Source organism: Luteolibacter flavescens (assembly GCF_025950085.1).
Lineage (GTDB): Bacteria > Verrucomicrobiota > Verrucomicrobiia > Verrucomicrobiales > Akkermansiaceae > Haloferula > Haloferula flavescens.
This window is the reverse complement of the sequence record NZ_JAPDDS010000001.1, coordinates 590955-606627: the sequence shown is the minus strand read 5'-3', so window position 1 is coordinate 606627 and position 15673 is coordinate 590955. Positions and strand designations below refer to the sequence as shown.

9 protein-coding genes are annotated in these 15673 nt (G+C 64.3%); 3 read left to right on the top strand and 6 right to left on the bottom strand.

Annotation, left to right across the window (positions count from 1 at the left end; translation table 11 throughout):
* The first annotated feature begins 140 nt into the window (after positions 1–140).
* Complete coding sequence (locus OKA04_RS02530; protein ID WP_264499546.1) at positions 141–4343, top strand: PVC-type heme-binding CxxCH protein; 4203 nt, start codon at positions 141–143, stop codon at positions 4341–4343.
* Positions 4344–4449: 106 nt separating this feature from the next.
* Here the strand turns inward: OKA04_RS02530 and xylA are convergent, their stop codons facing one another.
* Positions 4450–5757, bottom strand: a complete 1308-nt coding sequence (xylA, locus tag OKA04_RS02525; RefSeq protein WP_264499545.1) for a xylose isomerase — start codon at positions 5755–5757, stop codon at positions 4450–4452.
* Positions 5758–5981: 224 nt separating this feature from the next.
* Here xylA and OKA04_RS02520 point away from each other — a divergent pair, with 224 nt between their 5' ends.
* The gene (locus OKA04_RS02520) at positions 5982–10763 is read left to right on the top strand and encodes a lamin tail domain-containing protein (protein WP_264499544.1); all 4782 of its coding nucleotides are present in this window, start codon (positions 5982–5984) and stop codon (positions 10761–10763) included.
* A 6-nt stretch (positions 10764–10769) separates the two neighbouring features.
* Here the strand turns inward: OKA04_RS02520 and OKA04_RS02515 are convergent, their stop codons facing one another.
* From OKA04_RS02515 to OKA04_RS02495, 5 genes are all read right to left on the bottom strand, one after another.
* On the bottom strand, positions 10770–11600 hold the full coding sequence (locus OKA04_RS02515) for a metal ABC transporter permease (protein ID WP_264499543.1): 831 nt from the start codon (positions 11598–11600) through the stop codon (positions 10770–10772).
* Positions 11601–11612: 12 nt separating this feature from the next.
* Positions 11613–12410: a metal ABC transporter ATP-binding protein gene (locus OKA04_RS02510; protein WP_264499542.1), complete on the bottom strand. Its 798-nt coding sequence runs from the start codon at positions 12408–12410 to the stop codon at positions 11613–11615.
* A complete protein-coding gene (locus OKA04_RS02505; RefSeq protein ID WP_264499541.1) occupies positions 12407–12811 on the bottom strand; it encodes a hypothetical protein in 405 nt (134 codons plus the stop codon). The genes OKA04_RS02510 and OKA04_RS02505 overlap by 4 nt, the downstream gene beginning before the upstream one ends.
* 76 nt (positions 12812–12887) lie before the next feature.
* Positions 12888–13541 (bottom strand): phosphoribosylanthranilate isomerase, encoded by a 654-nt coding sequence (locus OKA04_RS02500; RefSeq protein ID WP_264499540.1) that lies wholly within the window; start codon positions 13539–13541, stop codon positions 12888–12890.
* Positions 13542–13625: 84 nt separating this feature from the next.
* Positions 13626–14423: an MlaE family ABC transporter permease gene (locus tag OKA04_RS02495; protein ID WP_264499539.1), complete on the bottom strand. Its 798-nt coding sequence runs from the start codon at positions 14421–14423 to the stop codon at positions 13626–13628.
* 130 nt (positions 14424–14553) lie between these two features.
* On the opposite strand from OKA04_RS02495, the gene OKA04_RS02490 reads away from it, so the two are divergent.
* On the top strand, positions 14554–15561 hold the full coding sequence (locus tag OKA04_RS02490) for an AAA family ATPase (RefSeq protein ID WP_264499538.1): 1008 nt from the start codon (positions 14554–14556) through the stop codon (positions 15559–15561).
* Positions 15562–15673: the final 112 nt, after the last annotated feature.

Here is a 15673-nt window from a genome sequence, read left to right as displayed (position 1 = left end):
GGGCTGGCGTGAGGTGATTCTCTTCTCGGCATCAGTGATTTATGTGATAACTGGCGCTACTGTTCCCGGGAAACAGGTGCGGTCCTATGGAATTCAGTAGGATGCAATTCGCTCCTGACTTGGGTAGACCGTTTCCACGCATGATCCGCTTCTTGATTTTCCTCGGCTGCACGGTGGCCGTCACCGCTGCGCCTCGCTTCGAGTTCCGCGACGGGGACCGGGTGGCATTCCTTGGCGACGGCTTCATCGAGCGCGAGCAGTATGAAGGGTGGATCGAGATGGCGGCGACGACGCATTTCGCGGATCGCGCGGTCACTTTCCGGAATCTCGGGTGGAGCGGTGACTTGCCGGACGGTGCCTCGCGCTGTGGCCTGAGCCTCCTGCAGGCGGGCATGGAGCCACCGGAGGAAGGCTGGCGTCAGTTGCAGAACCAGCTCAAGACCTACCAGCCGAACGTGCTGGTGACCGGCTACGGCATGGCCGCATCGCTGCCCGGCGGGCCAACCCCGGAGGAGTTCCGCAAGGATTTCGAGCGCCTGCTGGACGAGGCGAAGGACATGCGGGTGCTGGTGCTCGGCGCGCCGCCGCGTTTCCCGCATGCAGGAGACACGGACGAGGAGGTGAAGGCGCACGTGGCTTCGCTCGCCGCAATCGATGCGGTGCTGCGCGAGGTGGCGGAGAAGCGCGGGCTGCCCTTCGTTTCCCTCCAGCCGCTGGCCGGTCAAAAGGACCTCTCCGACAATGGTATCCACCTGAATTCCGCGGGCTACCGCGCCGCCGCGCGCCTGATCGAAAAAGAACTCGGCTGGGGTGCCGGCAAGTGGGAGCAGGGTAAGCCAGCCGTGGCGCTGCGCCGCGCGATCCTGCGGAAGAACGAGTGGTTCTTCCACCGTTCGCGCCCGGCGAACATGGCCTACATTTTCGGCTTCCGGAAGGCGGAGCAGGGGCGGAATGCGGGTGAGATCCTCGCCTTCGACAAGCTCGTCGCCGAGGAGGAAGGCCGTATCGCGGAGATGCGATCGCTTTCCAAGGTGGTGGCCGAGCCGAAGCCCCGGACGACCTCCGCGGTGGCGGCCCACACGCCGCAGCCTCATCCGGAATTCACCGTGGCCGATGGCTACGAAATCTCGCTGTGGGCGGAGAATCCGCTGCTCTACAAGCCGACGCAGATGAACTTCGACTCGAAGGGCCGCCTGTGGGTCGCGAGTGCGGAGACCTATCCGCAGGTCGAGGTCGGCCAGACGGCCGATGACAAGATCCTGATCCTCGAGGACCGCGATGGCGACGGCAAGGCGGAGAAGTCCACGGCCTTTGCCACGGGGCTGCTGATGCCGACCGGCCTGCTGCCGACCGATGACGGCTGCTATGTCGGCCAGAGCACGGACCTGCTCTACTTCCGCGACACCGATGGCGACGGAAAGGCCGACGTGAAGCAGCGCGTGCTGAGCGGCTTCGGCACGGAGGATACCCACCACAATATCCACACGCTGCGCCGCGGGCCGGATGGCAAGATCTGGTTCAACCAGAGCATCTACACTCGCTCGGATGCCGAAACGCCGCACGGCGTGATGCGCCTGAAAAGCGGCGGCGTGATGAAATTCGACCCCCGCTCGAACAAGCTCGATACCGTCTTCTTCGGCTGGTGCAACGCGTGGGGCCATCAATTCGACCGCTACGGCCAGTCCTTCATGACCGACGGTGCCGGCGGCGGTGGTATCAACTGGGGCGTGCCCGGTGCGATGTATTTCACCTACGCCCGCGCGCCGAAGACGCTCGATAGCATCAGCCCGGGCAGCTATCCGAAGTTCTGCGGCCTGGAGATCGTCGAGTCCCCGCACTTCCCGCAGGGCTGGCAGGGCTCGATGATCACCTGTGACTTCCGCGCGCACCGCATCGTCCGCTTCGCGATCTCCGAGCAGGGCTCCGGCTACGCGGCCCAGGAGGTGGGCGACATCGTGCGCTCGAACAGCGTGAGCTTCCGCCCCATCGACGCGAAGATCGGCCCGGATGGCGCGCTCTACATCGCCGACTGGTCGAACCCGATCATCAACCACGGCGAGGTCGATTTCCGCGACCCGCGCCGCGACCGCGAGCACGGCCGCATCTGGCGGGTCACGCGGAAGGCTGCCGCGAAGGAAAAGGTGCCGGATTTCACGAAGCTCCCCGAGTCGTCCCTGCTCACCGCGATGACCTCGCCGCACCGCCATCATCGCGATGTAGCGCTTGCCGAGTTTGTCTCGCGTCCGGAGTCCCAGAAAAAGAAGGATGCCGCCGAGAAGTGGCTGGGATCTGTCAAAGATGGCGATGGCCGCCTCGCCGCACTGTGGCTGGGCGAGGCGCTGGGCTGGAAGAATCCGAAGCTCTACGAGCAGGTGTTGGATGATGCCGATGGCCGCATCCGTGCCGCCGGGGTAAGGGCGCTGGGCGACCGGCTTTCTGCGCTGAGCGCGGAAGAAGGATTCGCGCGCCTGGCAAAGGCCGCCGTGGACGAGCATCCGCGGGTTCGCTTGGAGGCCGTGCGCGTCCTGGCCAAGCTGAATACCCCGGAGGCGACCGATGCCGCCCTGCAGGCGCTCAAGCTGCCGCGGGACCGCTTCCTCGATTACGCGCTGTGGCTCACCACCTACGAGCGCGGCTCTGCATGGCTCTCGGCCTTGCTGGATGGCAAGCTGCCGCTGGATGGTCGCGAGGCTTCCCTGGAGTTCGCACTGGCGAATCTGCCGGGCGGGCAGGGGATGGAGGGCCTCCGCAAACTGATGCCGAGCCCGCTGCCGCGCGACGGCTCCGGCCCGTGGGTGGGCCTTGCGATCAAGACCGCGGATCCCGTGCTGCTGGACGCCGTTTACAAGCAGGCCCTGTGGGCAGGCTTCGACAACAAGGTGACGGTCAAGATTCTCGGCGATCTGGAAGCCACGGTTTCCGGCCGCGGCGTGAAGCTTGCGGACCGGACCGCGGAACTCCGCACGATGTTCGCCGCGGAGGATGCCCAGGTGGTGGCTGCTTCACTGCGCCTCGCCGGAGCGCTGCGGGTGGCTGCATTGCAGCCTGATCTTTCCGCCACCGCTGCGAAGGCGAGCACTCCGGAGCCGATCCGGATTGCCGCGCTCGATGGGCTTTCGCACTTCGCGGATTCCTCGGCGAAGGAAGCCCTGCAGGCAGTGGTCGGCTCGGCCTCGCCCGCCTCGCTGAAGCGGGTGGCCGCGCTGGCCCTCGTGAAAAATCACCGCTCCGACGCGCTGGTCGCGATCCGCTCGCTACTGCCGGATCTCCAAGACCCGACGGAGGCTCGCGCCTTCTGGCAGCAGGCGCTTTCACTCAGCGGACTCTCGGATGACCTCGCGAAGTCATTTCTTGCCCAGCCGTTGGATGAAAAGACCGCCGCGCTGAATCTCCCGGCCGTCCCGGACATCGATGAGCACGCCGGACTGTTGGGCGCACTGCGCGAGCAAGCCGGTGCCGCAACCGCTCCCGGAGGTCATTCGTCCGACGAGATCCACGCCATCGCCGAGATGGCGGCGGCGAAGGGCGATGCCGCCCGCGGCGAACTGATCTACCGCCGTCCCATGCTCGCCTGCGCCGCTTGCCACGCCCTCGGTGGCGCCGGTGGCAAGGTGGGTCCTGACATGACCTCGATCGGTGCCAGCGCTCCCCTCGACTACCTCGTCGAGTCTGTCGTCCTGCCCGGGGTGAAGGTGAAGGAAGGCTACCACGCGGTGGTCATCGAGACCCGCGACGGCCGCACGATCATGGGTCGCCTGCTGAAGAGCGGTGGCGGCCAGACCGTCATCGCGGACTCCGTGGGCCAGGAAATCACGCTCGCAGATGATGCCATCCTGAAGCGCACGGATTCCGGCAGCCTGATGCCCGCCGGTCTCACCGCCAGCCTCACCGAACAGGAGCAGGCGGATCTTTACAAGTTTCTCTCGCAGCTTGGAAAGCCGGGTGACTATGACGCGACGAAGAGCCGGGCACCCCGCGTGTGGGCCCTGCTTGCCGCGACGGACGCACTGCCCGCCGGTGCTGCCGAGAAGGGTGACGCATCCCTCCCGTGGATGTCCATTACCGGCACGGTCAATGGTCGCCTGCTGGCCAGCGAGGCGGCTCCGATGCTTGGCGATGCGAAGGAAGTCTTCGCCGCGACACGCATCGAATTTGCTTCCTCCACCGACATCTCGTTGAAGCTGCCCGCGAACGTGAAGGGCGCGTGGATCGACGGCACCCCGGTGAAGGATGGCAAGGCCACGCTGTCTCCGGGCAAGCACGTCATCGTCGTCCGCTATCAGCCGGACGGCGCGGATTTCCGCTATGAGGCTTCGGCGGGAACGTTCCTGCCTGCCTGGTGAATTTCGTAGTTAGACTGCTGGAAAGTAAACGGCCCGGGACGCAAGTCCCGGGCCGTTTGGCACCCGTTGGAAGGTGACGATTCAGCGGGCGTGAACCCGCCTCCGGTCACAGAAGGTCGTTGAGGATGTTCTCGAGCAGCTCCTGGCGGCCCGATGCGATCACCGGCTCCGGCTGGCCCTTCACCCACTCGGTCAGCTCGTCGAGGCTGGACTTGCCCGCCTCGATCTTCGCTCCGAATTCGGTATCCCAGCTCGAGTAGCGCGTCTTCAGCATCTCGGCGATGCGGCCATCCTCGCGGACGGCGGCGGCGACTTTCAGGCCGCGGGCAAAGGCATCCATGCCGCCGATGTGGGCGTGGAAGAGATCGATCGGCTCGTGGGATTCGCGGCGGCGCTTCGCGTCGAAGTTCAGGCCGCCGGTGGTGAAGCCACCCATTTCCAGCACCTTCAGCATCACTTTCGAGGTGCCGTAGAGGTCGGTCGGGAATTGGTCGGTGTCCCAGCCGAGCAGGGTGTCGCCCTGGTTCGCATCGATCGAGCCGAGCGCATTGGCGGCGAGGGCCACGGTCAGTTCGTGCTCCATCGTGTGGCCTGCCAGCGTCGCGTGGTTGGTCTCGATGTTCAGCTTGAAGTGATCGAGCAGCCCGTATTCGCGGAGGAAGTTCAGGCACGCGGCGGAGTCCGAGTCATACTGGTGCGTGGAGGGTTCGCGCGGCTTCGGCTCGATGTAGAATTGTCCGGTGAAGCCGATCTTCTTCGCGTAGTCCACGGCCATGTGGAGCAGGGCGGCGAGGTGGTCCAGTTCGCGCTTCATGTCGGTATTCAGCAGCGTGGCGTAGCCTTCGCGGCCGCCCCAGAAGGTGTAGCCTTCGCCGCCCAGCGCGTGGGTGGCATCCATGGCAGCCTTCACCTGCGCGGCACCATAGGCGAAGACGCGGGCATCCGGCGAAGTGCCGGCACCTTGGGAATAGCGGCCGTGGGAGAAGAGGCAGGCGGTGCCCCAGAGGAGCTTCTTGCCGGTGGCCTTTTGCAGGCCTCCGAGGTGCGCCACCACCGCATTGAGCGCGTCGGTGGACTTGGTGAAATCATTCAGCTCCGGCGCGATGTCGCGGTCGTGGAAGCAGTAGTAGTCGATGTCGATCTTATCGAGGAACTCGAAGAAGACATCGGCGCGGTTCTTCGCGTTGTCCACGGAGTCCGAGTAGTCGTCCCACGGCATTACGGCGGTGCCCCCGCCGAAAGGGTCGGACAGGGAGTTCCGCATCACGTGCCAATAGGCGGCACCGAAACGGAGGTGATCCCGCATCGATTTTCCCTCGATGATCTCGTCGGGATTGTAGTGCTTGAATGCGAGCGGATTTTTCGACTTCGGGCCTTCGTAGGCGATCTTGGGTATCTCAGGGAAATGAGCCATGGGTAAGATCCGCATACGCTCTCGGCCCTCCGTAGTCCACTTCGGAATTGTGTATGTTTCCGTATCTCATGTCGCCATGATCAATGCCGGATGACGCATGCCGCTCCAAACGAACGGTAAACCGTCCTTGCCACGGTGACGTGAAAAATCCAGTGCCTCTGGAAAGCCCTTTAGATCCCCTCCTGAAAATGCGCCCCATTTCCCTGATTTGCAGTCTATTTTTGGTGACATTAACGCCATTGAAGGCGGATCCGGTGATTAATGAGTTCTGCGCCAGCAACCAGAACGGACTGGAGGACGAGGACGGCGACAGGCCGGATTGGGTGGAAATTTACAATCCGGACACCACCACGGCGAACCTCACAAATTGGTATCTGACCGACAATTCGGGCTCGAAGACCAAGTGGCGATTCCCTGCCGTCACGATCCCGCCGGGCGGCTATCTGGTGGTATTTGCGTCCGGAAAAGACCGGCGGGTTCCGGGACAGCCGTTGCATACGAATTTCTCGCTATCCGCGGATGGCGAATACCTCGGGCTGATCCGGGCGAATGGCGTCGGGGTGGCATCCCAATTCTCGCCGACTTACCCTCCGCAATATGCGGATATTTCCTACGGGCGACCGAGCAATGTGGTGACCACCACGCTGGTATCGGAGACGTCCCAGGCACTGTGGGCCGTGCCATTGTCGGCGACGAATCCGGACAGTTCATGGATCACCACCAACTATCCCGCATCGGGCTGGGTCAATGCGACCCAGGGGATCGGCTATGATCGAAATACCTCGATCAACTTCCTGCCGGAGATCGGATCGAACGGGAATACCGAGAACGCGATGTATGGCCTGCGCACCTCGTGCTACGTGCGGATGCCTTTCACCATGCCCGCCGGTCTGACGCCGACTCGCCTGCGCCTGCGGGTGAAATATGATGATGGATTCGCTTCCTGGATGAACGGCCAGCCGCTGCTTTCCAACGGAACACAGGTGCGGCGGAATGCTCCTACACCGCTGCTCTGGAACAGCGAGGCGACCCAAACCCACGAGGATCCCGAGGCGCTGGTCTATGAAGATTTCATCGTCACCGAGAGCGCTTCCAATCTGGTGGCGGGGCAGAATGCTCTCGCTTTCCAAGTGCTGAACCGCGGTGTGAACAGCAGCGACCTGCTCTTCCGCGTGACGCTGGAAGCGGAGTCGGAAGGGACCGGGAATCCCGATCCAGCCTATTTCGGCACGCCGACCCCGGGTGCCAGGAATCCGGGAGTGGCCGGGACGGTCATTCCCCAGCCGGTGAATTTCTCGCGGGCTTCCGGGACCTTTGCGTCGAATTTCAATCTGACGCTGACCGGTGCGCTCGCCGGCCAGCAGATCCGCTACACCACGAATGGCAGCCTGCCCGGCGCGACCTCCACTCTCTACACCGGTGCCATTTCCGTTACCAACAGCTCCCTCATCCGCGCCCGCGTTTACAATCCGACGACGGGAGCACTGGGTCTGATTTCCGCGGGCCACTACGAGAAGCTGGACTCCAGCATGTCGAACTACCGGTCCTCCAATGCGGCCTTCAAATCGGCCTTGCCAGTGGTGGTGCTGAACAACCGGGGCGGCGGCGAGATCGCGAATGACAACGTCGCCCGCAGTGCCCGCATGCAAGTCTATGACCGGGATGCCTCGGGCTATGCATCGCTCGCAGCCACGGCCACCCCTTCGCTCACGCGGAACGTGGGCGTTAAGCTCCGCGGCAGCAGCTCGGCCAGCTTCCCGAAGAAATCCTACGGCATCGAATTCCTCGACGAGAGCGGTACCGAGACGGACTCGCCGCTGCTCGGCATGCCTGCGGGGTCGGACTGGGCGCTCATCAGTTGCTACGACTTTGACCGCGCCTTCATGCGGAATGCCTGGATCTACGAGATCAGCCGGCAGGCGGGGCGCTGGGCCCCGCGGACGCGATTGGTGGAGGTCTATTTCAACCAGGACGGCGACTCGCTTGAGTATGCGGACTACCGCGGCGTGTATATCCTCTGCGAGTCGATCCGCCGCGACAATGACCGCGTCGATGTGACGGGCATCGAGCCCTCCGACACCACGTCACCGGGAGTCACCGGCGGCTACATCTTCAAGGTGGACCGGAAGGATTCCGATGAATTCGCATGGACTACCAATCGCGCCCTGCCGCCGCTGGACAACCTCGTGATCTACCGTCCGAAGCTGCCGAACCTGCCTGTCCAGCAGTCGTCGTACATGGTGAATTACTTCCAGGACTTTGAGGACACCTTGTTCAACGAGGCCGCCTCCGGCTTCAACACGCGGAACTATCGGTCGTTCATCGATTCCGAGTCGTGGGTGGATCACAATATCTTCGTGGGCGTGACGAAGAACGTCGATGCGCTCCGGCTGAGCGCCTATTTCCACAAGGACCGAGGCGGGGTGATGGTGGCAGGGCCTCTGTGGGACTTCGACCGCTCGGCAAACTCGACCGACTGGCGCGACGATGACTTCGCGACCTGGCCAGGTGGGGGCGATGCGACGAACTACTTCACCTACGCCTGGTGGGACCGCCTCTTCGCCGATATCGAGTTCCGCCAGCTTTACGTGGACCGCTGGCAGGCCTTGCGCCGCGGCCCCTTGGCGACCACGAACATTCAGGCGGTGCTCAGTGGCTACCTCGCCGAATTCAGGACGTCAGACTCCGACAATCCGACGACCCGCGACTACACGAGATGGTATGGTGCAAGCTCCAACAACATCGCGACCGAGACGAACAAGCTGCTCACCTGGCTGACGAACCGAAGCTCCTGGATCGACTCGCAATTCGCTTCGCAGCCCGTGATCGCGCGGCCGTCCGGAGTCGTGACGGCGGGCCAGACGACCATGATCGCGGTGCCCTCCGGCACGACGGTTTACTACACCCTCGATGGTAGTGATCCGCGTGCGGTGGGTGGCGGTGTTTCGCCGACGGCGATCGCCTATTCAACGGGCTCCACGATTTCCATCCCCGCCACGCTGCGGGTGAAGGCGCGTGCCTTCCGCTCGGGAAGCTACTCGATGCCCGCGACGAATTGGAGCGGTCCGGCCGAGGCTCTCTATCTGGTGGACGAGGTGTTTGCGTCCTCTTCGAATCTGATGGTCAGCGCGGTGAACTATCATCCGATGGAACCGACGACCGCTGAACTGACAGCCCTGCCAAGCGTCGAGGGAGGGGAATTCGAGTGGATCGAGCTGAAGAACTCCTCGGCGACTCCGGTGAACCTCGACGGGGTGAAGCTGATGGATGGCAAGCCGGTGACGGCTGTCACGCTCGCACCATTCACGCTCGCGCCCGGTGAACGTGCGTTGATCGTGAAAAATCCGGCCGCATTTGCCGAGCGTTATGGCAGCGCCGCAGCCGCACGCATTGCCGGACGCTGGACGGGCAGTGCCAATCTCAGCAACAGCGGCGAGGAGATCCTGCTGGTGAATCGTATGGGCACGACCATCGCGAATTTCGAGTATGGCGACAGCGGCGATTGGCCGGTCCGGGCGGATGGCCCGGGCAGCGCGCTCGCTTACACGGGCACCACCCACACCGCAGCGGACTATGCGAACCCTGCGAATTGGGCTGCGAGCACATCGGTCCACGGTAGCCCGGGTATCGATCCCGCGGCGCCGCCGTCATCAGTGGTGATCAATGAGCTTCTGGCCAATCCCGTTTCCCCGGAGCTGGACCAGATCGAGCTGCGGAACAATGGATCGAGCGCTGTCGATCTCAGTGGCTGGTATCTGAGCAACATCGTGGAAGCGATCAGCGAGGAGGATTACCGGCGCTTCCGGATTCCCGACGGCACGGTGATCCCGGCGGGCGGCTACGTCGTCTTCGATGAGACCGACTTCAATCCGAACGGCGGATGGAATCCCTCGCCCGGGACACCCGGGGAAGGGGAGTTCTCGTTGGATGGGCGGCGCGGTGGATCGCTCTGGCTGATCTCTGCCGACCCCGCGAGCGGCAGGCTGCGGCACTTCGAGCAGCAGGAAGGATGGACGCCTGTGAGTCCTGGCGTGGCCTACGGTCGTTCGCCGGATGGCAGTGGTCCGCTCGTCCCGCTTGCGAGCTTCACACCATTGGCTGCAAACACAGTGCCGCGTGTGGGTCCGGTGCAAGTGACGGAGATCCACTATCATCCCTCGGGCAGCACGCCGGAATTCGTGGAGATTTCGAATACGGGAGGTATCGCCGAGTCGCTCGCAAATTGGACGATGCGCGGCGACGTGGACTTTGATTTCCCGGCGGGCTTCACCATTGCTCCCGGCGAGGCGATCGTGATGGTGGCCTTCGACCCCGCGGTGCAGACCTCGCAGGTCACGGCTTTCCGCAGCCAGTATGGCGTGGCGGCCCAGGTGCGCTTGGTCGGTCCTTGGTCAGTGGGGACTTCACTGGGGAATACCTCCGGAACCGTGCGCCTGCGCCGGACCGTGCCGCCACCGGAGGACGAGCCGGGATACATCGGGCTGATGCTTGAGGACGAGGTGAACTATCTGGCCCAGGCTCCTTGGCCGACGACGGCATCGGGAACGGGTTCGTCCATCCGACGCAATGGAGTCCGCAGGCAGGGCAGCGACCCGACCGCATGGAGTGCCTCCACTCCGGGACCCGGCAGCGGCGTGGCCGGCTACTATGCCTGGCGTATTTCCTCGGGCCTCGGCACCTCCGCGTCCGGTGATGCAGGCTCGGATCCGGATCAGGATGGTCTTTCCAATCTGACCGAGTATCTGATGGGCAGCAATCCATCGGCTCAAACACCGCTGGTCTCCGGTCTGGATGCCGGAGGGACGAGATTCGAGCTGAACTACTCGCTGCGCCGCGACCGCGACGATGGCATACTCTCGGCCTCTCAATCGGCTGGCCTGCTCGATTGGGTGCCTGCGGAGAATGACGAGATGATCTCGACGGACGGAGTCACCGAGCAGCGGCGTGCATGGTTGCCGCTTGGCGAGAAGGGATTCCTTCGCCTGGAAGCAACCGAGGTCCCGTGAGGCGGGCTATCTTCGCCAAGCGAGAACGCCGTAGCGGGGACTGAAAAGCCACGCGAGAAGGAACAGCACGCCGAGCAGCATCACGATCACCGGCCCGGGCGCCATGCCGAGCGGGCCGGAGAGAAAGACGCCCGCCGCAGCGCCGATCGCCCCAACCGCGCCTCCTCCCCAGAAAAGGGCGGAGGTCTTGTCGGTGAGCAGCGAGACGGTGGCAGCGGGAGCGACCAGCATGCCGACGGAAAGGACGCAACCGACCGCCTGCAGAGAGGCGACCAGAGACAGCACCAGCAGGGCGAACATCAAGTATTGGATGAATCGTACCGGCACGCCCTGCGCTGCCGCCACATTCGGCTCGAACATGGTGAGCAGCAGCGGGCGCATCAGCAGGTTCGCGATCAGGAGGGTGAAGGCACCGATGCCGAAGGCTACCCACAGGTCGGCATTTCCCACGGCCATGATGTCGCCGAAGAGCCAGTGCTCCAGCTCCTGCCGGGTATCGAGGCGAGGCAGCAGCGCCACGCCCGCGGCGAAGGCGGTGGTGTAGATCACGGCCAGCGCGGTGCCCTGGGCAACGCGATTTCCCCGTGCCACCGCCACCGATCCCAGACCGACCATCAGCGCCGCGAACAAGGCACCGACGAAGGCGCTGAGCTGCGTGAGCACGCCGGTGATGAGGATGCCGAGCGTGATGCCGGGCAGCATGGTGTGCGACAGCGCGCTCACGGACAGGGCATTCCGCCGCAGGATCACGATGCCGCTGAAGAAGCCATTCGTGAAACCAATGAGGATCGCCGCGGCGAGCGCACGTTGGTAAAAGGGATTGGAGAGAAGGTCCAAGGTGTGGAGAGGTTAGAGAGCCGAGGCCACGGGCTGTGGAGCCGCGCGGTCCTCCTCATCGCTGATGTGGCCAAAGGCGAGATCGATGTTTTCCTCCGATAATGCCTCCGCGGCGGCACCGAATGCCAGTGGCCTCGTTTTCAAGAGCAGGGCCTCGTCGAAGAGCTTCGGAGCGGTGGCGAGGTCGTGGTGCGACGCGATGACCAATCGCCCCTCGTGCGAGAGCTTTGCCAGCAGGTCGCCGAGCTGGCGCGACGCATTGCGATCCAGCCCCGTGAATGGCTCGTCGAGCAAGAGCACGTGAGCCTCCTGGGCGAGCGCCCGGGCGAGGAAAGCCCGCTGCTGTTGCCCGCCGGAGAGCTCGCGGATCTGGCGCTTTTGCAAGTCGAGCAGATCAAGTGCTGCCAAGGCGGCATCCACCGCCGCGTCGTCTTCCGCACGGAAGCGACGCCACATGCCCGTCTGAGGATAGCGGCCCATTTCCACCAAGCCGCGGACGGTGATGGGAAAGGACCAGTCCACTTCCTCGCGCTGGGGCAGGTAGGCGAATTCGCGCGACCAGCGGCCCACCGCGCTGCCTCGCCAGAGGATGCTCCCGCCGGTTCGCGGGACCAGCCCGGCGATGGCTTTGAGCAGCGTGCTCTTGCCCGCACCATTCGGCCCGACCAGTGCGACGCGATTGCCGCAGGAAGTGGCAAAGGAGACATTGTCCAGCGCCACGGTGTCCCGGTAGTGGACGCGCACCGAATCGATCACCAGCTCGTGGTGATGGGTGTGATGCGCGCAGCAGTCGTGGTGCTCGTGGCTCATGGTTCCCAGATGTCGTCGATATCGGCGGCCGCGCTGAAAACGTGCTCGCGGGTTTCCTCGCCCGGCACTTCCAGCCGCAGCTTTGCAAAGCGATGGCCGGCGGCTGCATCGGCCCACTCGACCTCGAGGAAGATCGTCGGCTTGTCCGAGCCGAGCCCGAGCTTGCCTGTCAATGGACCGGCCGTGTTTTCAAAGTCCGCGGTGTCACCGCCAGCGGCCAGCGAGACCCGCTTGGCCGTCCCGGAAAGGAGCAGCTCGAATGCGGCAGAGGGCAAAGCCTCGGTCGCAGCAGGTGTTTCTTCCGGCGATGGGGCGGTCGCTTGCACGGGTGCCGGAGCGGTCAGCCGGGCCAGCGCGATGCCGGCAAGCAACAGGGCGACCAGAACGGCCAAGGTTCGCATCAGGGGTGATCCGCGCATCGTCGCCGGAATCCTTCACGCAGGAGGGCCGCAGATGCAAGCGGTTTGCGGTATGAACTCACTGTCCGCAAGCGGCCAGCAACGCTGCGACCTTGCCGAAATCCTTCACACCGGGGCTTTCCTCGGCTCCGGAGGCGATGTCGAGGGCGGCAGGGCGCACGGCGGAGACCGCGGCGGCGGCATTGTCGGGCGTGATCCCACCCGCGAGGATGACCGGCAAGGCGGGATTTTCCTCTACGAAACGCCGGGCCAAGGTCCAGTCGATCGTCTCGCCGGTGCCGCCATAGACGCCGGGAGCGTGGGCATCGAGCAGGATTCCATCGGCCTGGAAGTCGCTGGCGCGCTCAAGGTCCGCCAGCGCGCGAACGCCGAGGGCCTTGATCACGGGGATGCCTGCTTCCTTCAAGCGCACGACGTCGTCCGGCGTCTCGTCGCCATGGAGCTGGATGAGATCGAGGTAGCCCTCGCGGAAGAGGCGGGCGGGGAGCTTGAGGTCGGCATTTACAAAGACGCCGACGCGCAGGATGCGCCCTTCCAGTTCCCTGAGGAATGCTGCCCGCTCCGGGGCGAGGTAGCGTTTCGAGTGCGGCCAAAAATTCGCACCGAGGGCCTCCACGCCGAGCGCGGTCAATCGCATGGCGTCATCGGCAAGCGTGACACCACAGATCTTCAGCGAGGTCGTGTCGGGGGAGAGGAAGCGTTCTGGGCTCACGCCGGGATTCTGGCTAGGGATTGCGGGATGCCAAGTCGCGAAGGCGGTCCGGATGGCCGGATTTTACTTCCCCGCTAGGAGCCCTCAGATGCGGCTGAGGCCGGCGGGGAAGATCATGTTGAGCAGCAGCGTGAGGAAGAAATTGAAGACGAGGATGGCGAGGGCGGAGTAAACCATCGCGCGGGTGGTCGAGCGTCCGACACCCACCGCGCCACCGCTCGCACGCAGTCCCTGGTGGCAGGAGATGGCCACGATGAGCAGGCCGAAGACGAGGCCCTTGATCAGGGCGATGGAGACGTCGGTCAGGTCCGTGTGCTTGCCCATCTGGTCCATCCAGTAGGCGGGGTTCACATTGAAGGGGCCGGTGCCGACCAGCACCGATGCTCCGATGCCTAGCGCCGCCGATTCCCCGATCAGCAGGGGGATGGCGATGACCATGGCGATGACCCGCGGGGTGACGAGATAGTCCACCGGATGCACGCCCATCGAGCGCAGCGCGTCCACCTGCTCCGTCACCTGCATGGTGCCGATTTCCGCGGCCATCGCCGCTCCCACCCGACCGGCAAGCATGAGCGCGGTGACGGAAGGGCCGAGCTCGCGCAGCATGGCCACGCTGACCAGCGCCCCGGCCCCGGTTTCCATGTTCAGCGCGGAGAATTGGAAAAGCGACTGCGCCGCCAGCACGGCCCCGGTGAAGGCCCCGGTGAGCATCACGACCGGCTGCGAACGATAGCCGATCTCGGCGATCTGCTGCATCACGAGCTTCCAGCGGATCTTTCCTTTCAGGAAGGAGCCCGCGATCCCGCTCACAAGAATCCCGACTTCTCCGAGATACCGGAGAAACCCCGTCACCAAGCTGCCGAGAAACCGCAGGAATGCCACGGACGGAGGGTAAGTGGGGACGCCGCCCTTTGACCAGCGCGACCGCTTGATGTGCCACTTTGAGGAAAATGACGGTTCCCAGTTTTTCGCCTGCAATTTGGATACGCTCCGGTGCGTAGTCGCCGGGATCATGAGCAACGACGACAAGGCGGCGGTGGAGAAGCTCCATGCGACCTACCGGCAGATGAAGACCGAGCTTGGCCGGGTCATCGTCGGTCAGGAGCAGGTGGTGGAGCAGGCGTTGATGGCGATTTTCTGCCGCGGTCATGCGTTGCTCGTGGGGGTGCCCGGCTTGGCAAAGACGCTGCTCGTCGCGACGCTGTCGCGTGCGCTGGACCTGGGCTTCAAGCGCATCCAATTCACCCCGGACCTCATGCCGGCGGACATCACGGGGACGGATGTGCTGGAAATCGATCCCGAGACCGGCCGCCGTGGCTTCCGTTTTGTCCACGGACCCATTTTCACGAACCTCTTGCTGGCGGACGAGATCAACCGCACGCCGCCGAAGACCCAGGCGGCCCTGCTGGAGGCGATGCAGGAGCATCACGTGACCGTGGGCGAGCACACGCTGAACCTGCCGAAGCCGTTCTTCGTCCTCGCGACGCAGAATCCCATCGAGCAGGAGGGCACCTATCCGCTGCCGGAGGCGCAGCTTGATCGCTTCCTTTTCAACATCCTTGTCGACTATCCAAGCGAAGAGGAGGAGCGCGAGATCATCCGCCGGGTGACGAGCCCGGGCGACACGGAGATCACGCCGCTGATGAGTGCGGAGGAAATCATCCATCTCCAGCAGGTGGTGAAGCGGGTGCCGGTGGGCGACCATGTGATCGACTTCGCTGCGAAGCTCGCGCGGGCGACCCGGCCGAAGGATGCATCGGCACCGGATTTCGTGAAGGAGATGGTCGGCTGGGGCGCGGGTCCGCGCGCCGGCATCAGCCTGATTTCCGCGGCGAAGGCGCACGCGGTGCTACGGGGTCGCTTCCACGCCACCACGTCGGACGTCGCGGCCATCGCCACGCCGGTGCTGCGTCATCGCGTGCTCACCACCTTCAATGCGGAAGCTGCCGGGGTGACGAGCGACGATGTGATCAAGCGCCTCGTGAAGACCCTCGCCCCGCGCGAGGAACTGGTGGTTTGAAGAGGAGTTGAGAGTGTGGGGTTGAGGGTCGAGAGTGAAAGGCAATCAAACCCGGCACTCCTTATCAACCGATGCCCACTCTCTGACTTCTGACTCTCAACTCTCAACCCCT